The sequence below is a fragment of the Pseudomonas sp. DTU_2021_1001937_2_SI_NGA_ILE_001 genome (assembly GCF_032463525.1).
Taxonomy (GTDB): domain Bacteria; phylum Pseudomonadota; class Gammaproteobacteria; order Pseudomonadales; family Pseudomonadaceae; genus Aquipseudomonas.
This window is the reverse complement of record NZ_CP135971.1, coordinates 713,670-732,395: the sequence shown is the minus strand read 5'-3', so window position 1 is coordinate 732,395 and position 18,726 is coordinate 713,670. Positions and strand designations below refer to the sequence as shown.

Annotated in this window: 15 protein-coding genes and 1 pseudogene; 6 read left to right on the top strand and 10 right to left on the bottom strand. The window is 64.6% G+C overall.

All coding sequences use genetic code 11. From position 1 onward, the window contains the following. Positions 1-5: 5 nt before the first annotated feature. The 3 genes from RRX38_RS03250 (at position 6) to RRX38_RS03240 (ending at position 2,602) form a co-directional block, all read left to right on the top strand. On the top strand, positions 6-1,022 hold the full coding sequence (locus tag RRX38_RS03250) for an alpha/beta hydrolase (RefSeq protein WP_315961510.1): 1,017 nt from the start codon (positions 6-8) through the stop codon (positions 1,020-1,022). A gap of 64 nt (positions 1,023-1,086) precedes the next feature. Then, positions 1,087-2,292 carry an MFS transporter gene (locus tag RRX38_RS03245; RefSeq protein ID WP_315961509.1) on the top strand — a complete coding sequence of 402 codons (1,206 nt, stop codon included), beginning with the start codon at positions 1,087-1,089 and terminating at the stop codon, positions 2,290-2,292. A 76-nt stretch (positions 2,293-2,368) separates the two neighbouring features. Further along, complete coding sequence (locus RRX38_RS03240) at positions 2,369-2,602, top strand: hypothetical protein (protein ID WP_315961508.1); 234 nt, start codon at positions 2,369-2,371, stop codon at positions 2,600-2,602. Between the two features lie 19 nt (positions 2,603-2,621). Here the strand turns inward: RRX38_RS03240 and RRX38_RS03235 are convergent, their stop codons facing one another. The 5 genes and pseudogenes from RRX38_RS03235 to RRX38_RS03220 all read right to left on the bottom strand — a co-directional run bounded on the left by RRX38_RS03235 (position 2,622) and on the right by RRX38_RS03220 (position 8,241). Further along, positions 2,622-2,843, bottom strand: a complete 222-nt coding sequence (locus RRX38_RS03235) for a PLD nuclease N-terminal domain-containing protein (RefSeq protein ID WP_315961507.1) — start codon at positions 2,841-2,843, stop codon at positions 2,622-2,624. A 736-nt stretch (positions 2,844-3,579) separates the two neighbouring features. Continuing rightward, on the bottom strand, positions 3,580-4,368 hold the full coding sequence (gene hisN, locus RRX38_RS03230; RefSeq protein ID WP_315961506.1) for a histidinol-phosphatase: 789 nt from the start codon (positions 4,366-4,368) through the stop codon (positions 3,580-3,582). 129 nt (positions 4,369-4,497) lie between these two features. Further along, positions 4,498-5,574 carry a methyl-accepting chemotaxis protein gene (locus RRX38_RS03225; protein WP_410524893.1) on the bottom strand — a complete coding sequence of 359 codons (1,077 nt, stop codon included), beginning with the start codon at positions 5,572-5,574 and terminating at the stop codon, positions 4,498-4,500. A gap of 24 nt (positions 5,575-5,598) precedes the next feature. Then, positions 5,599-6,102: pseudogene (locus RRX38_RS24945) on the bottom strand (MCP four helix bundle domain-containing protein); the annotation flags it as partial. A gap of 537 nt (positions 6,103-6,639) precedes the next feature. Beyond that, positions 6,640-8,241, bottom strand: a complete 1,602-nt coding sequence (locus RRX38_RS03220; protein ID WP_315961504.1) for a hybrid sensor histidine kinase/response regulator — start codon at positions 8,239-8,241, stop codon at positions 6,640-6,642. Between the two features lie 245 nt (positions 8,242-8,486). Between RRX38_RS03220 and RRX38_RS03215 the strand changes: the two genes are divergently transcribed. Further along, on the top strand, positions 8,487-10,568 hold the full coding sequence (locus tag RRX38_RS03215) for a TonB-dependent receptor family protein (RefSeq protein WP_410524892.1): 2,082 nt from the start codon (positions 8,487-8,489) through the stop codon (positions 10,566-10,568). 62 nt (positions 10,569-10,630) lie between these two features. On the opposite strand, the gene RRX38_RS03210 is transcribed toward RRX38_RS03215, so the two are convergent. Then, positions 10,631-11,323 carry an alpha/beta fold hydrolase gene (locus tag RRX38_RS03210; RefSeq protein ID WP_315961502.1) on the bottom strand — a complete coding sequence of 231 codons (693 nt, stop codon included), beginning with the start codon at positions 11,321-11,323 and terminating at the stop codon, positions 10,631-10,633. A 318-nt stretch (positions 11,324-11,641) separates the two neighbouring features. Beyond that, entirely contained in the window at positions 11,642-12,235 is a 594-nt protein-coding gene (locus RRX38_RS03205; RefSeq protein ID WP_315961501.1) for an amino acid synthesis family protein, read from the bottom strand. Positions 12,236-12,498: 263 nt separating this feature from the next. Between RRX38_RS03205 and mapR the strand changes: the two genes are divergently transcribed. Beyond that, entirely contained in the window at positions 12,499-13,914 is a 1,416-nt protein-coding gene (mapR, locus tag RRX38_RS03200; RefSeq protein WP_315961500.1) for a GntR family transcriptional regulator MpaR, read from the top strand. Between the two features lie 269 nt (positions 13,915-14,183). On the opposite strand, the gene RRX38_RS03195 is transcribed toward mapR, so the two are convergent. The 3 genes from RRX38_RS03195 to RRX38_RS03185 are packed head-to-tail and all read right to left on the bottom strand — an operon-like array spanning position 14,184 to position 17,148. Next, positions 14,184-14,993 (bottom strand): sulfite exporter TauE/SafE family protein, encoded by an 810-nt coding sequence (locus tag RRX38_RS03195; protein WP_315961499.1) that lies wholly within the window; start codon positions 14,991-14,993, stop codon positions 14,184-14,186. Then, the gene (locus tag RRX38_RS03190) at positions 14,990-16,240 is read right to left on the bottom strand and encodes an FAD/NAD(P)-binding oxidoreductase (RefSeq protein ID WP_315961498.1); all 1,251 of its coding nucleotides are present in this window, start codon (positions 16,238-16,240) and stop codon (positions 14,990-14,992) included. Before RRX38_RS03190 ends, RRX38_RS03195 begins: the two co-directional genes overlap by 4 nt. Positions 16,241-16,263: 23 nt before the next feature. After that, positions 16,264-17,148: an MBL fold metallo-hydrolase gene (locus RRX38_RS03185; protein WP_315961497.1), complete on the bottom strand. Its 885-nt coding sequence runs from the start codon at positions 17,146-17,148 to the stop codon at positions 16,264-16,266. A gap of 192 nt (positions 17,149-17,340) precedes the next feature. On the opposite strand from RRX38_RS03185, the gene RRX38_RS03180 reads away from it, so the two are divergent. Further along, entirely contained in the window at positions 17,341-18,648 is a 1,308-nt protein-coding gene (locus RRX38_RS03180) for a sigma-54 interaction domain-containing protein (protein ID WP_315961496.1), read from the top strand. Positions 18,649-18,726: the final 78 nt, after the last annotated feature.

Genomic DNA, 18,726 nt, shown 5'->3' with positions numbered 1-18,726 from the left:
TGACCATGAAAAGATTGCTGATGGCTGCCGGACTGCTGATCGCCTCGGGCATGGCCAGCGCCGCTCCCGAGGGTGCGGACAATTTCTACCAGAGCGACAAGGTGACCATGGAGAAGGTCAGCTTCGCCAACCAGTACGGCATGCAGGTGGCCGGTAACCTGTTCCGTCCCAAGGAGCTGAACACGCAGGCGAAGAACGCCGCCATCATCGTTGGCCACCCGATGGGCGCAGTGAAGGAACAGAGCGCCAACCTGTATGCCACGAAAATGGCTGAACGCGGCTTTGTCACCCTGTCACTTGACCTGTCGTTCTGGGGCCAGAGCGCTGGCCAGCCACGCAATGCCGTGCTGCCCGACCTGTATGTCGAAGACTTCAGCGCTGCCGTGGATTTCCTTGGCACCCGCTCGTTCGTGAATCCCGAACGCATCGGGGTGATCGGGATCTGCGGCAGCGGCAGTTTCGCCATCGCTGCGGCGAAGATCGACCCGCGCCTGAAAGCCATCGCCACAGTGAGCATGTACGACATGGGCGCTGCCAACCGCAACGGCTTGCGCCATGCCATCGGCGCTGAGCAACGCCAGCAGATCCTGCGCGATGCCGCCCGGCAGCGCTACGCCGAATTCCAGGGGGCACCTCTCAAGTACACCAGTGGTACGCCGCTGCAACGTACGGGGCAACCGGTCGCTGATGAGTTCTATGATTTCTACCGCACGCCAAGGGGTGAGGTCACTCCGCCCGGCGCCTCGTCACAGACCACCACCATGCCGACGTTGACCAGTAACGTGAAGTTCATGAACTTCTATCCGTTCAACGATATCGAGACGATTTCACCCCGCCCCCTGCTGTTGATCACCGGCGCTGAAGCACATTCACGCGAGTTCAGCGAAGACGCCTATCAGCGCGCCGCGCAACCCAAGGAACTGCTGGTGATTCCCGGCGCCGGTCATGTGGACCTGTACGACCGCGTCCCGCTGATTCCCTTCGACAGGCTCGGCCAGTTCTTCCTGACCCATCTGCAATGATCCATAAACTCATGTCAGCGCCGCCCCACGGCGCTGATCGGACGACAGGACTCGAACGCACCTCATGGTTGTATCACCCTCCTCGGCCAAGCCGAGCGCATCGTGGAGCGCTGTGCTCGCCCTCTCTCTTGTCGCTTTCGCACTGGTTGCCTCGGAATTCATGCCGGTCAGCCTGCTGACCCCGATCGCGCAGGAACTGGGCATCAGCGAGGGCCGGGCCGGCCAGGGCATCGCCGTCTCCGGCCTATTCGCCCTGGTCAGCAGCTTGCTGACCGCCGCTATCGCCGCGCGTGTCGCACGCAAGCCTCTGTTGCTGGCCCTAGTACTGCTGATGGTGCTTTCCGGCACGCTGGTGGCCCTGGCGCCCGGCTTCATGTTGTTCATGCTTGGCCGGGCGCTGCTCGGCGTGGTCATCGGCGGCTTCTGGTCTCTGTCGGCCGCCACCGCCTTGCAACTGGTGCCAAGCCACCGGGTTCCTCGGGCACTGGCCATCGTCAACGGTGGCAATGCCCTGGCGACGGTGATTGCCGCACCGCTGGGGAGTTTCCTGGGCGGGCTGATCGGCTGGCGGGGCGCCTTCTTCTGCATCGTGCCGGTGGCGGTCCTGGCATGGGTCTGGCTGCAGTTCAGCCTGCCACGCCTGCCCGCCACTTCACGTGCCGCGGCTACCCGCCCATTGGCGCTGCTGGGCAAGGCTCCCGTCGCGCTGGGTATGACGGCGGTCGACCTGTTCTTCATGGGCCAGTTCACGCTGTTCACCTACCTGCGGCCGTTTCTGGAGAACGTGACCGGCGTGCATGACAGCCTGCTGTCATTGATGCTGCTGATTCTCGGCGTTACCGGCCTGGCAGGCACTCTACTGGTCGAGCGCTGGCTGCATAGGGGTCTGTACCGCACGCTGGCGGCCATTGCCTTGCTGATGTCACTGCTGGCACTGGCGCTGGTGTGCTTCGGGCATTCGCTGGTCGCCACGGCAGTACTGCTCGGCCTGTGGGGAGCGGTGGCGACGGCTGCGCCGGCAGGCTGGTGGACATGGCTGGCCAGGACCCTGCCCGACGACGCCGAGGCAGGTGGCGGGCTGATGGTTGCAGTGGTGCAGTTGGCGATTACCCTGGGCGCCACCGTCGGCGGGTGGGTCTTCGACGCCGGTGGCTACCGGCCGACTTTCGAACTCAGCGCCGCACTGCTGGGCAGTGCCACGCTGTTGGCTATGGGGACCGGACGTGCGGCGCATCGCGAAGCACTGCGTCACGACCTGCGGTTGACCTGAATCACGCCAACAGATCGTCGAGCATGCCCATTCACTGTTAGGCTGGGCACTCAGGCCCCAGCCACAGGTGACTTCCATGCCACTCACCCATCTGTCGATTCCGGAAACCATCAAGACCGAGGCGGTGCAGATTCTTGCCGACCTGGAGAACGCCAACGGCCTGCTGGAGATGTCCCAGCTGGCCGGCGTGGCCGAAGGCTTCACTCGCGCCCTGGGCTGTGTGAAAGCCCTGCCGCAGGCAGAGCTGGATACGCTGGAGCGGGTCTTCACCTCGGCGGTCAGCCGGCGTATGGCCGCCTTGCGCGGCTGACACCCTCAAGCAGGCGCGCTCAGCCTTTGCTGTGCGTGTCGGAGCTGGGCGGCTCGGCCACTCCACGCGGCCCCATGAGTGCCCAGATCACCAGACCGATGACCGGCAGCAGGAACACGATGAGCGTCCAGCCGGTCTTGGACGCCGAGCGCTGCTCGCTGCGCCAGATGCTATTGGCGACCCAGATGTCCAGCGCCGCCAGAATGAGTACCCCGCCCCATACGAAAACCGAAATGTCCATGTTGCGTCACCTCGCCTCAGCGACGGAAAACCCGCCGTGCAGGATTACGACAGGCATCGCGAGGTGGCGCGTTCGGATTTTTTCCCGGTCCACCGATCAACGGGGGTACTGGCACAAGGCCGCCCGATGACCGACCTGTAAGGCCCGGCCTCCGCTGCGAATGGCTTCCCGGTTAAGCTCAATACTGGTCAGTTAGGCGGGTAGGAGCGGCTTCAGCCGCGAAGCGACCGCATGTTCACAACAGATGCAGTGAATTTCCTGGCGCTTTCGCGAGCAAGCTCGCTCCCACAAAGCCGCAAAGCGCTTAACTGACCAGTATTGCGGCTAAGCCAAGTACTGGTCAGTTAGACCGAAGCAACCTGATCTGGCGTCGCTTTTGCTTTTCAAGCACCGCTCTCACAGACACCGCCAGACGCGACTTGGGTGCAGGCCGAGTGCAGGTGTCATGGAAGGGGGTAAGCCGGCAGGGAAGCCGGCTTAGGCGCACTGGGCCAGGGACGGCCCATTGCGCCGGCCCCCTGGAATGGCGCCGGAAGGAGGGAACCCCGCCGTAGGCGGGGCCAAACCAGGAGCAGTGGTTTGCCCACTTTGCCGTAACAAAGTGGGTCGCCCGCCAGGGCGAAACCTGGGGCCGGAACAGCTTTAACATCAGTTGGGAGGTGTTCACGAGCAAGCTCCAACGGTCTAACTGACCAGTATTGCGGCTAAGCCTCTCCTACCGGGTGACAAGACAGCCTTAGCGCTGGCCAGACAGCCACTCGATGACCTCGGCATGCAACGCCGGATCACCACAGGCCACCACAGGGCCGCCGTGTTGTGCGGTTTCCCCGGTCCAGCTGGTCATCACCCCGCCGGCACCTTCGATGATCGGCATCAACGCCTGCACGTCGTAGGGTTTCAGGCTGGCTTCGATGATCACATCGACGAAACCGGAGGCCAACATGCAGTACGCGTAGCAGTCACCACCCCAGCGCATGAGGCGAGCCTGGCGGGCGACCCGGTCGAAGGTCTGGCGCTGGGCGGTATCGAACATGTCCGGGGTGGTGGCCATCAAGGTCGCTTCGGCCAGGCTCGCACAGCGGCGGGTTTTCAGCGGCGCGCCGTTGCACCAGGCCTGTTCGCGGGTGCCGACGTAACGTTCACGGGTGAATGGCTGGTTCATGATGCCCAGCACGGGTTGCTGGCCGTCGTTCAGGGCAATCAGGGTGCCCCACAGCGGCAGGCCGGTGATGAAGGCGCGGGTGCCATCGATGGGGTCGAGTACCCAGGTCAGGCCACTGCTGCCGGCCACGGCCTCCTCTTCCTCACCCAGAATGCCGTCTGCTGGGTAGCGCGCCTGGATCAGTTCGCGCATGGCCCGCTCAGCGGCCTTGTCGCCCTCGGTCACCGGGTCGAACAGCGCCTCACCCTTGTCCTCGACGGACAGTGGCCTGCGGAACCACGGCTGAATGGCCAGCCCAGAAGCGTCGGCCAGTTGGTGGGCGAAGGTCAGGTATTCCTGGAGCTTTTCGTTGCTCAGCGGCATGGCGCGTTCCTGTGATCGATGCAGGGTGTCAGGCGGGCCGTAGGGCCGCCTGACAGAAAGTGACGCGCATGATAACCGAGTTGCGTACCCGCCTTGCAGCCGCGCCGCCAGAAACCGCCCCGGCGTCTGTCAGACCTTGAAGCGGCGCACCAGACCACTCAAGTCGCCGGCCAGGCGCGACAGTTCCTGGCTGGCCGTCTGGGTCTGCTCGGCGCCGGCAGAGGTCTGGATCGAAAGGTCACGAATACGCACCAGGTTGCGGTCCACCTCACGGGCCACCTGGGCCTGCTCCTCGGCGGCGCTGGCAATCACCAGGTTACGCTCGTCGATACCGCTGACCGCCTGGGTGATGGTGCTCAGCGCTTCGTTGGCAGCGCGCGCCTGTTCCTGGGTCTGGCGCGCCTGCTCGGCGCTGGTCAACAAGGCCGAGACGGTCTGGCTGGTGCCTTGCTGGATACTGCCGATCATCTGTTCGATTTCCCGGGTCGACTCGCCGGTGCGATGCGCCAGCGAACGCACCTCGTCGGCCACCACCGCAAAGCCGCGCCCGGCCTCACCGGCACGCGCCGCCTCGATCGCGGCGTTCAGGGCCAGCAGGTTGGTCTGTTCGGCCACGGCGCGAATCACGTCCAGCACCTTGCTGATGTTCTGCGTCTGGTCCGCCAGGTGGCGCGCCTGCTCAGATGCGGTCAACACGTTGCCGGTCAATGCCCCGATGGCGGTCAGGGTGTCGGTGAGCTGAACCTGGCCGAAGCGCGCGGTTTCGGCGGCGGCCTTGGAATCGGCCGAGGTGGTCACCGCGTTGGACGCCACTTCCTCAACGGCATGGCTCATTTCGGTCACCGCGGTAGCGGCCATTTCGATCTCGTTATTCTGCTGCTGCAATCCCTGGGCGCTCTCGCTCATCACCGCGCTCATCTGCTCGGTGGAAGACGCCAGTTGCTCTGCCGACTTGCCGATATGCTCCAGGGTGCCACGCAAGGTGGTCTGCATCGCATGCATGGCCTGCAGCAATTGCGCCGCCTCGTCCTTGCCGGCCAGATCCAGCTCACGGGTAAGGTCACCCGAAGCGATGGTCTGCGCAGCGGTTACGGCGGTGCTCAACGGCGCTGTCAGGCTGCGTGTTACCCGCCAGGACAGCAGGACGGTCAGCGCCACGGCCAGAACGATGGCCAGAATGGTGATTTTCTGCGAGTTGGCGAACATCACGGCGGCCACTTCGGTGTGATGGTTGGCCTCATCAAGGTTGAGACTCTGCAATTTGCCCGACGACGCGTTCATCGCGATGCCCAAGTCGTTCATCCGCGTCGCCAGCATCTCGCGCACCTCGTCGATACGGCCCTGCTTTATCAGCGTGACCAGGGTCGCGTCATGCTTGAGGTACTCGTGGAAGATGTCGGTCAGCTTGTCGAAGTGAGTCTGCTCCTCGGGTGAGCCGATCAGCGCCTTGAAGCGAGCCAGCTCGGCTTCGATAACCCCACCGATCTCCTGGATCTTCGCGTAGGTGCCGTCCACCCTGCCAGGGTCGGCAGCCAGGCGGATGGTTTCCAGGCGCAGGCGCGCTAACGCCAGTGCAAGCTTGCTGCTCGACACGATGGCGGGAATCGAATCGCGCTCGATCACTTCACTCTCGTTGCGGATATTGGTCATCTGGTTGAGGCTGAACAGACCCAGCATCACGACCAGAATGGCAATGGCGCCGAAACACAGCATGCTGCGACGGGCGATGGGCATGGATCGAAGGTTCATGGCGAGTCTTATCCTTAAGCGCGTTCGAGGGGCTTTGCAGGTACGGCAAGACACAAATCCAACGGCCAGGCCGCAGAAGTTTGTTTCAAGCGTTATCAAGGTAGCAGCTGAGGATGACTGACGCGCACCAGGAACGCGGCGTGCAGAACATCCAGGCGGGTTTGCTGATGGCAGTCTGTCACTAGCCCTTGACGGCTGTAAAGTGTCCCCAAGCGTCTGGCTACTGTCCTGAAGCCCGTCCCAGATACTCGGACAGGCAATGTTCAGGTAGGCCGAAACAGGAACCATGACGCGAAACCTTACGGGGCCAGGAAGTCGTGAGGCCGCATTCAGCCTGTTGTAGCGTTTGAAAAAACAAGCGCGACCTGACGAAGCACCGTTTCACCCTTATTGGTGCGGTATGCTTTTTTCCGGCTAGCGCAGACGCCTGGGCCACTTGCCGGGCAGCACCATCGGCATCAACCTCAAGACTGCCGTTCCGCCACCCGAAATAGCTGCCCAGCGCTGAAAAGCGAACGCCACTCAGGTAATCCCGTTCGGCCCGTCCAGCACCTGGCGCACCTTGCGCGCCAGGTCATGTGGCATGCAGGGCTTGGACACCACGTCGAACTCCGCCCCGCCGATGTCAGTGCGCTCGATGGAGCTTTCCGCGTAACCGGTGGTGAGCAGCACCTTGATATCCGGATAACGGCGTTTCACTTCGCGGGCCAGCATCACCCCGTTCATGCCGCCGGGCATGATCAGGTCGGTGAACAGCAGGTCGTACTGCGCGCCCGACTCGAAGCGCTTCAGCGCTTCGCGGGCGTTGAGCACGATGTCGGTGGTATAGCCATAATCCTCCAGGACCATTCTCGCCAGTTCGGCGACGTCCGGGCGGTCTTCGACGATCAGGATGCGCTCGCTGCCCTGGCGCCCCTCGGGCACGCGCTGAATTTCATGGGCGGCGACGCTGGCTTCGTCGACCGGGAAGTACAGGCGCAGCGTGGTGCCCACGCCCTCCTCGGTGTAGATGCGTGCCGCGCCGCCAGACTGCTTGGCGAAGCCATAGACCATCGACAGGCCCAGCCCGGAGCCCTTGCCTTCGTCCTTGGTGGTGAAGAACGGGTCCATCACTCGCTCGCGGATACTGGCCGGCATGCCGACGCCATTGTCGGTGATGGCGATGCTCACGTAATGGCCTGGCAACAGTCCATCGTGAGTCATGCCGGCCAGGTCATGCACCTCCATGTTGCGGGTTTCGATGAAGATCTTCGGGTCTGTACGCCCTGCCAGGGCGTCCCGGGCGTTGGCGAAGATGTTCAGCAGAGCGACCTCGGCCTGGGTCGGATCGATGCGACAGTTACGCAGTGCCGGATCCAGGTCGGTTTCCACGCTGACCCCGGCACCAAAGGTGCGCTCGATCATCGGCTGCACGCTGTCGACCAGGCCGTTGAGGTTGAGCACTCGGCCCTGCAGCTTCTGTTTGCGGGCGAAGGCCAGCAGCTGCTTGGTCAGGGTACTGGCACGCTCCACCGCCGCCTTGGCGTGATGCACGCTGCGCTGCACGCGCTGGGTATCGACCTGGGGCTTTTCCATGGCATTGCCGATCAGGTCGATGTAGCCCCCCATGACCTGGAGCAGGTTGTTGAAGTCATGGGCGATGCCACCGGTGAGCTGTCCGAGTGCCTCCATCTTCTGCGACTGGCGCAGGGCATCTTCAGCGTCACGACGACGACTGACATCCAGCTGCGAGGCGAAGAAATAGATCAGGTCGCCGTTCTCGTTGAAGATCGGCGAAATGAACAGCGCGTTCCAGAAGCTGGAGCCGTCCTTGCGGTAATTGAGGATCTCGGTGGAAATGTCCCGGCGTGCCTCGATGGCCTCGCGCACCTGGCGCACCACCTCGCGGTCGGTTTCCGGCCCCTGCAGGAAGCGGCAGTTGTGGCCCAGCACCTCGTCCCAGGTATAGCCGGTCATGTGCAGGAAGGCTTTGTTGGCGAAGATGATCGGATTGTCCGGCCGATTCGGGTCGGTGACGATCATCGGCATGCGCGTGGTTTCCACGGCGGCGAAGAATATGTTCTTGCCCAGATGGCTGATGTCACCCGTCGCCGCATTGTCGACCCGTGTCTTGTTTTCCGCCACGCCATGCCCCCTGGAGATTCACTTGCTTACTGGCTACGACCCGATGAACGGCCACAGAGTTCAGGGGCGTGACCCCCAGGCCCGGCGCAGCATCGAATGACGTACTTCTTCTACCGATGCTGCAAGGAACACGCTCGATGCCCGTGCCACCCGCCCCGCCCTTCGCCCTCAGCCCACTGGCCGCTGTGCGCCGCGCCACTTGCGGCGCCTGGCAACGTCCAGTGCGCAGCCTGGGACTCAGCGCCATGCTGGCCTGCGCCCCCCAGGCCATGGCCGGCGAAGCGCTTGATCTGGGCGATATCGAGGTCAATGCCCAACCCGTCACGGAGCTGGAAAGCGCCCGCGAAGAACTGCACCGCGTGCCGGGGGCCAGCAACCTGGTGGACATGGGCCGCGTCGGCCAGGGCCGGGTCAGCAGCAACGAAGATGTGTTCCGCTACCAGCCGGGGGTCTATGCGCGTACCGCGCACAATGAAGGCAGCAAACTGTCGATCCGCGGCTCGGGCCTGAACCGCGCCCCGGGGGGGCATGCCTCAGGCCTGTACGAAACCTTCGATGGCCTGCCGCTCACCGGCCCGGGCGGTACGCCTTACGAACTCAAGGAACCCCTGTGGCTGAGCCGCGTCGAGGTCTATCGTGGCGCCAACGGCTTCGAGCGTGGCTCGCTGGCCTTGGGCGGTGCGGTGAACTACGTGACGCACACCGGCTACGACGCCTCGCCGCTGCAACTGCGCTACGAAGTGGGCAGCCATGGCTACACCAAGCGCCAGATCAGCTCTGGACAGGTACTGGGCGACCTGGACTACTACGTGAGCCTCACCGACTCGCGCACCGATGGCTTTCAAGACCAGACCGCCGGCAACGCCCAGGGTATCGCCGCCAACCTGGGCTACCGCCTGGGGCCGAACCTTGAGACACGCTTCTACTTCCGCTATCGCGAGAACGACTACGAAACGCCGGGGCGCCTGACTCGCGAGCAGATCCGCCACGACCCGCGCGACGCCAACCCACTCAACGTGGCACGCGACAACAAACGCGTGCAGCCGGGCAGCACCTGGCTGGCGAACAAGACCACCTGGTACATCGACGACCAGTCACGGGTCGAGGCCGGCCTGGTCTACCACGACTACCCCATGGACCTGCGCGAAGGCACCAACCGCCTGAAGGTGGCCTATACGGATGTCAGCGGCACCCTGAATTACGTGCGCCAGCACCAACTGTTCGGCCTGAACAGCCGGACCACCCTGGGCTTGCGCCACACCCAGGGCCTGCCCAACAGCGGCACGTCGGAGTTCGTGCGCACCCCGGCCGGCAACACCGCCGGCTTCGCCCCCGGCACCCGTACTCGCGACTACAGCTACCTGGGCTCGGACAGCGTGCTGCAGGCCGCCAACGACCTGGAACTGGCCCCGGACCTGTGGCTGAGCACCGGCGTGGCGGCGATCTACACCCGCCGGGAAACCGAAGTCACCTACCCCGACGCCCACGACCCGCTGAGCACCCATGCCTGGGACTATGCCGCACGCCTGGGGCTGCGCTACCAGGTCGACCCGCAACTGCAGCTGTACGGCAACCTCAGCCGCTCGGTGGAGCCGCCGCACGCCTGGTCGATGATCTGGGGCTCGAACAAGTATTTCCCGGCCGGCAGCGGCGCCGCCACTGGGCTGCAGAGCGGTGGCGTGAAACTCGACAACCAGACCGCCACCACCCTGGAGCTGGGCGGTCGGGGCGAAAACCGGCTGGGGCAGTGGGACCTGGCCTGGTACTACTCGCAAGTGCGCCATGAACTGCTCAGCGTCGAGATCCAGGCGGCCAGCGCCAGCACTTCATCGGTGGTCGCCGAAAACAACGCCAGCCCCACGGTGCACCAGGGCGTCGAGCTGGGTCTGACCAGCCCCTTGTGGAAAGGCCCGGCTGGCAAGGTCGAGCTGCGCCAGGCCTATACCTGGAGCGACTTCCACTACCGCGACGACAAGCGCTTCGGCGACAACCGCCTGCCTGGCGTCCCGCAGCACTATTACCAGGCCGAGCTGCGCTACACGCATTCCACCGGCATGTACCTGGGCGTCAACACCGAATACGCCGCCAAGGTGGCGGTGGACTATGCCAACTCGTTCTACGCCGACCACTACAACCTGTTTGGCGCGACCCTGGGCTACAACTCGCCCGACCAGCACTGGCAGACCTGGCTGGACCTGCGCAACCTGACCAACCAGCGCTACGCGACGACCGTCACCCCAGGCTACGACGATCGCGGCCAGGACGTGGCGCGCTCCACACCGGGCGAAGGCCGGGGCATCTATGCCGGAGTGTCGTGGAGTCTGTGAGGAGATAGGAGCCGCTTCAGCGGCGCCTGTTCACGGCTGAGCCCGCCCCTCAGGGCGTTCGGCTAGGCCGAAAGCCATTGCTGCAGCAGCCGGGTGGTCAACTCGGGATGCTCCAGCGGCGGCAGGTGGCCGCATTCGGCAATGATCTCCAGCCGCGAACCGGCTATGCCCTGGTGGATGAATTGTGCTTCCTCCACCGGGGTGATCTGGTCGTCTGCGCCCACGATCACCAGGGTCGGCACCTGGATATCTGCCAACCATGCCGAATAGTCGGCGCGCTCAATGATCGCCTGCTGCTGGCGAATGAATCCTTCGCGTCCCACCGCCAGGGCCATGTCGCGCACCGTCTGGGCGGCTGGCGTGTCCAGGCTGTTGCGGTGAATCAGCTTGGGCAGCAGTTGCGGCGTCACGCCCTTGAAGGTGCCCATGTGCGCCAATTCCAGCAGGCCACGACGCACCCGCGCACGGTCTGCGCTGTCCGGACGGGCCATGGTGTCCACCAGGGCCAGGCGTTCGACGCGCTGCGGGGCCTGGCGCACGATCTCCAGCGCCACATAGCCCCCCATCGACAATGCCCCCAGGGCGAAACGCGGCGGTGCAGCGTCCAGCACCCGGCGCGCCATGGCGGCGATGCTGTCATCCAGGGTGAGGTCAGGAACCTGAACGGCTCGGTCAGGTTCGAGGACGGCGCGTTGTGGCGCCCACAGGCGCGCATCGTTCAACAGGCCGGGAAGCAGAATCAGCGGAACATTCAAGGGAGGGATGCCTGGTCAGTGCTCTGGGCCGCGCAGTTTAGACGGCATGCTCAGCGAAGAACACCTGTCATAGGGCACTGAGGTTGCGTAAACGCGGCAGCCCTCGGCACGTCGAGGGCTGCTGGTTGGCCACAGGCATTACAGCGGCGGCGGGATGGTGGCCAGGGCCCCGATCAGAATGGTCACCGCCAGAAAGCCAAGCATGAAAAGCGCCATCTTGCCCATCTCGTTGCTCCTGTCACTTATCAAAGATCATGGGCATAGCCTGCGCCGATGGCTGATCCGATTACAGATTCAGAAATACCAATAAAAACCGTATCAGATGGGCGCCGCTTCAGTGGCCAGTTCCTGCTGGTCCAGGTAGCGGTTACCGATCCGCGCATGCGGCCGGCCGCCGTCGGCGGCGCCCAGCACCACGATGATTTCGTCGGCGCGTGGTGCGTCATCGATGCGCATCTCCAAGGTCAGGTAATGCGAACGCAGACCCTCGTCGTCCTTGTGCATCATCGGCACCTGGATCGAAGTGCCCGGCCCACCGCGTTTATTGGTGAACACCAGGTAGCTCTTGGCGTCTACCGCCTCGCGGAAATGATTGCCAAAACGCAAGGTATGAATGACCGCCGAGGCGTGTTCCACCTCTCCGGCTTCGCCCACCACGGCCGCCTTGCCGTACGCCTGTATATGCCCCGCTCCCCCGATGGCCTCGGCCAGGCGCGCGACGATCAGCTCGCCCAGCGCCGAACAGTGGGCGCGAATCTCTGGCTTGAGGTCGTCGACGAAGCCCCGGGCATGCCACGGATTGCTGATCACCGCCGCTACGGCCACCATGTTCAGTGGTGTCTGCACTGCCTTGCCACCCTCGATGAAGATCTGTTCGTGATAGGTGACCAGTTTGCGTATCTGAAAAGCCATATTGCCTCCTGAAATTACCGATGTATTACGGTATACCAAGAGTTTGCTCAGCCCTGGGCTGGCCCAAAAGGCTCAGATTCAGCGGATTTCGCCAGAGCAGCGCAGCTTCCCCCGCTGTTTTCCCGCCCGGCCCACATCACCCACAGACCGGCACGCTGGCTGGCCCGGCCCCATCTGATATGCAAATAAATCCCGAAAATGACGCTGGTGCGATCAGTAGCGGCCATGCATCCTTCGCGCATCACCCATCACTCGTACCCGCCATGAAACGCTACGAACAGCTTGCCGAAGACATCGCCCAGATGATCCGCACCCGCACCCTCAAGGCCGGGGAAAAGCTGCCCTCGGTACGGGTCGCCAGCCAGCGCTTCGCGGTCAGCCCCTCCACGGTGTTTCAGGCCTACTACCGCCTCGAAGACCGTGGTCTGATCCAGGCCCGCGAGCGCTCCGGCTACTACGTACGCGAACACGCCAACCGCTCGCTGAGCGAGCCGGTGATCCACGCCAGCCCTGCCATTGGCACCGACGTGGACGTCAGCGAGCTGGTGTTCTCCGTGCTGGCCAGCCTGCAGGATCCGCAGACCGTCCCCTTCGGCTCGGCCTTCCCCAGCCCGGACCTGTTTCCCCTGCCCCGCCTGGCGCGTTCCATGGCCCATAGCGTGCGCGGTCTGTCACCGCACGGGGTAATCGCCGACATGACCAGTGGCAACCAGGAACTGCGTCGGCAAATCGCCCTGCGCTACCTCAACAGCGGCGTTCACCCGGCCCGCGAAGAACTGGTGATCACCAACGGCGCCATGGAGGCGCTGAGTCTGTGCCTGCAATCGGTAACCGAACCAGGCGACCTGGTGGCCATCGAGGCTCCGGCCTTCTATGCGTGCCTGCAGATGCTCGAACGCCTCAAGCTCAAGGCCGTGGAAATTCCGGTGCACCCGCGTGAAGGGGTCGACCTGCAGCACCTGGCCGACAGCCTGGAGCGCCTGCCGATCAAGGCCTGCTGGTTCATGAGCAGCCTGCAGAACCCGCTCGGAGCGAGCATGCCCGATGACAAGAAACGGGCCCTCTACGAGCTGCTCAAGCGACACGAGCTGCCGCTGATCGAGGACGACGTGTACGCCGAGCTGTACTACGGCACCCGTGCACCGCGCCCGGTGAAGAGCTTCGACACCGAGGGCCTGGTGATGCACTGCGGCTCGTTCTCCAAATGCCTGGCCCCCGGCTACCGGGTCGGCTGGGTCGCCGGCGGGCGCTTCGCGGCGAAGGTCAGCCGCCTCAAGCTGATGACCAGCATTTCCCCCTCGGTGCCAGCGCAAGCGGCAATCGCCGACTACCTGCAAGACGGCGCCTATGACCGCCACTTGCGCAAGCTGCGCCATACCCTGGAAATGCAGCAGGGTGCGATGCTTGCCTCGGCCGCCCGGCACTTTCCCGAGCAGACGCGGGTCACGCGGCCTGGCGGTGGCTATTTCCTGTGGTTCGAATTTCCCGAGCCGGTCGACTCGCTGAAGCTCTACCAGATGGCACTCGCCCAGGGCATCAGCATCGCACCAGGGCCGATGTTCTCGGCGCAGCGCAAGTTCGGCCACTGCGCACGGCTGAACCACGGCTACCCCTGGACGCCGCAGAGCGAAGCCGCCATGGCCGTACTGGGCCGGCTGCTGGCCTCGTTCCTGCCCTGAGGAGCAGCCATAGAGAGGCTGAAGCCGCTCCGAGCCTCGAAGCCTGCACCGACCCGCCGGGACCGGCCTTAGACGCAATACTGTTCGCTTAAGCGGCATGTGGACCGGTGGGAGCGGCTTTAGCCGCGAAAGCGCTAGGAAATTCACTGCATCTGTTGTGAACATGCGGTTGCTTCGCGGCTGAAGCCGCTCCTATGCGGCCTAACTGACCCGTATTGGCCTTGGACGGGAAGCCGCTGGGGGACGGCGCCCTGGGTCCTGATCATGATTCAGCGCCCGCCCAAGGCATGCGCGGCCAACAGCGCGGCGGCGGCCATTGCGGCAAGGGCAAACAGCTGTTGCAGGCGCGGACCGGCCAGGCGCTCGGCGATCTGCCGACCGAGCAGCAGCCCCAACAGTGCGCCCCCGGCGAACGGTATCGCCGCTGCCCAGTGCAGCGCACCCGTGGCAGCCGCCGTGGAGACCGTCGCGGTCGACACCAGGGCGATGATCGCCAGCGAGGTGGCGACCACGCTGTTGCCGGGCAGGTTGGTATAGCGCGTCAGCGCGGGCACGATCACGAAACCGCCGCCGACGCCCAGCAGGCCCGAGAGCAGCCCCGAGGCGAAACCGGTGAACGCCAGAGCCCGGGCGCACGGCAGGGTCCAGCGCAAGCGGCCCTTGGTCGGGTTGAGCACACAGGGCAGCAAGGCCGGGGCTGGCGCTGTCACTTCACCGCGTAGCTGCCGATGCGCCTTGCCCAGCGTGCGCAGCGCCACCAGCACCAGCACGGCCGCGAACGCCAGGGCCAATGGCGCGTTGGCCACCTGTCGGGCCAAATGCAGGCCCAACGGCGCACTGGCCATGCCAATCGCGGCCATGAACAAGGCGGCCTTGTAGCGCACGATGCCCTGGCGCAAACCCAGCACCGCACCGACACCGGCCGCCAAGCCAACCGCCAGCAGGCCCACCGGCGCCGCCTCGGCCATGCTCATCCCCATACCGAACACCAGCGCAGGCACCGCGAGGATGCCGCCGCCGGCACCGGTCAGGGCCAGGATCAGCCCCATCAACGCACCCAGTGCGATGCCGGTGATCATCCGTGCGGCGCCTGCTCGGCCGAGCGAACGCCCGCCAGCCATTCACGCCCCTTGAGCATGCCGTGCCAATAGAACGGCGGCAGCAGCCAGGCTTTCAGCCACCAGGCCAGCCGCGTCGGCCGGCGCCCCTCCAGCAGCCAGCGCGGGAAAGTCGGCGCCAGACGGCCCCCGTATTCGAATTCAGCCAGGACGATCTTGCCGCGCTCCACGGTCAAGGGGCACGAGCCATAGCCCTGATAGGTTGCCCGCGAACTGCGCATGCCCAGTGCTGCCAGCACATTACAGGCGACCACCGGGGCCTGCTGGCGGGCGGCGGCCATGGTCTTGGCATTGCTGGTGTTGATCACGTCGCCCAGGCCATGAATGTTGGCAAAGCGTCGGTGCGCCAAGCTGGCGGGGTCGACGTCCAGCCAGCCGCCGGTATCGGCCAGCGGGCTGTTGCGAATGAAATCCGAGGCCACCTGGGGCGGTACCACATGCAGCATGTCAAACGGCTCGATGACCGTCGCCACACTGCCGTCAGCCGCGCTGCGCAGGAAAGTCGCGGTCTTGCCAGGGCCATCCACGGCGACCAGACGGTGATTGAACTGCAGGTCGATGGCGTACTTGTCCACGTATTCCATCAATGTCGGCACGTAGTCCGGGACGCCGAACAACACGCCGCCGGCGTTGAAGAAACGCGCCTGTATGGCCGACCCCAAGCCCTGGCGTCGCCAGTGGTCACAGGCCAGGTACAAGGCTTTCTGCGGTGCACCAGCACATTTGATCGGCATCGGCGGCTGGGTGAACAGCGCCCGACCACCGCGCAACTGGCGCACCAACTCCCAGGTATAGGGCGCCAGGTCGAAGCGATAGTTGGAGGTCACGCCATGCTCGCCAAGACTTTCCGGTAATCCTTCGATGGCCGCCCAGTCGAGCTTCAGACCAGGGCAGACAATCAGCTGCGAATAACCGACACGCCGGCCATCGTCCAGCACCACTGTGTCGGCCTCAGGCTCGAAGGCGCGCACTGCGGCGCGTAACCACTGCACGCCACGGGGAATCACCGAGGCCATGGGCCTTGCCGTGGCACGCACGTCGAAAGCGCCGCCGCCCACCAGCGTCCAGCCCGGTTGGTAGTAATGCGTATCGGCCGGGTCGATCAGCGCGATATCCAGACCGGGCTCACGGGCCTTGAGACTGGCTGCGGTGGCGATACCGGCCGAGCCGGCGCCGACGATCAGCACCTGGTGGTGAAGCACTGACATGGGGTGGTCTCCTGTGCAGTCGCTCATATCGCGTCCAGGGGGATTTTCAGGTAGCGCACACCGTTGTCCTCCGGCTCGGGCAACTGGCCGCTGCGCATGTTGACCTGCACCGCCGGCAGCATCAGCACCGGCATGTCCAGCGTGGCATCGCGGGCTTCACGCATGCGCACGAACGCCTCTTCCTCGACGCCGTCATGCACATGGATGTTCGCCGCACGCTGTGCCGCGACTGTGGTCTCGAAGGCCAGCGGGCGGCCGTCAGGCCGATAGTCGTGGCACAGAAAGATCCGGGTCGCTTCGGGCAAGGCCAGGATGCGGCGGATCGAACGAAACAGCATGCGTGCATCGCCACCGGGAAAGTCGCAGCGTGCGGTGCCGTAGTCGGGCATGAACAGCGTATCGCCGACGAAGGCCAGCGTCTCGTCGCCGTCGCTGACCACGTAGGTCATGCATGCCGGCGTGTGTCCAGGCGTATGCAGGGTGGTGACCTGCAGGCCGCCAACACTGATCACCTGCCGGTCTTCGAGCAGCACGTCGAACTGGCTGCCATCGCGGCGAAACCCTGCACCGGCGTTGAACAGATCACCGAACACGCTCTGCACGTCGCGAATCCGACTGCCAATGCCGATGCGGCCACCGACCTGGCGCTTGAGATAACTGGCGGCGCTGAGATGGTCGGCATGCACATGGGTTTCCAGGATCCACTCCACCTGGGCGTTCAGCGCCTGCACGCGTTCGACGAGCTGGTCAGCCGCGCGGGTGGCGGTGCGCCCGGATTTGCAATCGTAGTCCAGCACGCTGTCGATCAACGCGCAGCGGCGGCTGGGCAGATCGAGCAGCAGATAACTGAAAGTGGACGAAGCCTCGTCGAAGAAGGCTTCAAGCCAGATGTTCGCACCGATGTTCATGCACCGCTTCCTCTGAATGTCCCAACAGGCAAGTCAATATCCGTGCCAGCCTACCTGGCAGGCTCTGGGGCCCGGTCATACGCAGTTCAGCACAGGGTCGACCGACCTGCTGGCACACCGACTGCCAGGCTTTGTGGCAGAACGCTGGCAGTTCGTGGCAGTATCTGGCAGTCGACCCGCCCGGATCAGCCCATGTCCGCCGAATCCCTGATTGCCACCGATGCCTTGAACGTCCAGGCGCTGTCTTCCTACCTGGAACACGATGACTGCCCAACCATCATTCTCGACACCGAATACCGCATCGTGGCGGCCAATGCCGCCTACCAGCGCCATTTTGCGGTGGAAGGGCGTGAACATCTGGGCGCCAAGTGCTTCAAGGTCTCCCATGAGTACGCAGTGCCTTGCGACCAAGCCGGCGAGCATTGCCCGATGCGCAAGGCCTTCGACAGCCATCGCCCGGAACGCGTCCTGCATATCCACCACACTCCGCGCGGACCAGAACATGTCGATGTAGAGCTGCGTCCGGTGCTCGACAGCCAGCAGCGTGTGGTGGCCTACGTCGAACGCCTGCAGAGCGTCGAACTGGCCTCGGCACAGCCGCAGAAGCAGGGCCTGGTCGGCACATCGGCGCCCTTCAAGCAGGCGCTCGCTGCCCTGCAGCGTGCGGCGCCCTCCTCCATCCCGGTGCTGCTGCAGGGCGAGTCGGGTACCGGCAAGGAACTGTTCGCCCGCGCCCTGCACATGGGCAGCCCACGCGCCAGCGGCCCGCTGGTGGTGGTCGATTGCACCGGGCTGAGTGAAGCCTTGTTCGAAAGCGAGTTGTTCGGGCATGAAAAAGGCGCCTTCACCGGCGCCCTGTACAAGAAGACCGGGCTGGCCGAAGCGGCGCATGGCGGCACGCTGTTTCTCGACGAGATCGGCGACGTGCCACTGGCCATGCAGGTCAAGCTGCTGCGCCTGATCGAGTCGGGCAGCTTTCGTCCCGTGGGCAGCCTGCGTACCGTGCATGCCGATTTTCGCGTCGTGGCGGCGACGCACAAGCCGCTGCCACGCATGGTCGAACAAGGCAGCTTTCGCCAGGACCTGTTCTACCGCATCAATGCCTTCACCATCGACCTGCCGCCGTTGCGTGAACGCCGCGAAGACCTGCCACTGCTGATCGAAAGCCACCTGCGCAACCTGGCGCCCGGCGGCCGCACGCGTGTCGACGCCAGCGCCCTCAGGCACCTGCAGCGGCACAATTTCCCCGGCAATATCCGCGAACTGAAGAACATCCTCGAACGCGCCCGGCTGTTCAGTGACGACGGCGTGATTCGCGACAAGGACCTGCCCGCGCACCTGCTTGCCACGCCGCCACTGCCACACCGTCAGGACGACGGCCTGGCCCGCATCGCCCACGCCCTGCACGGGTTCACCGGCTCACGCGCGGAGCTGGCCAAAGAACTGGGCATCAGCGAACGCACCTTGTATCGCCGGCTGAAGGCACTGGGGCTGGGGTAACCCCCTTCCCGGCTACAGCCAATGCAGGTCAATCACACCGTTGGAGCGAGCTTGCTCGCGATAGCTGAGTCACGTTCA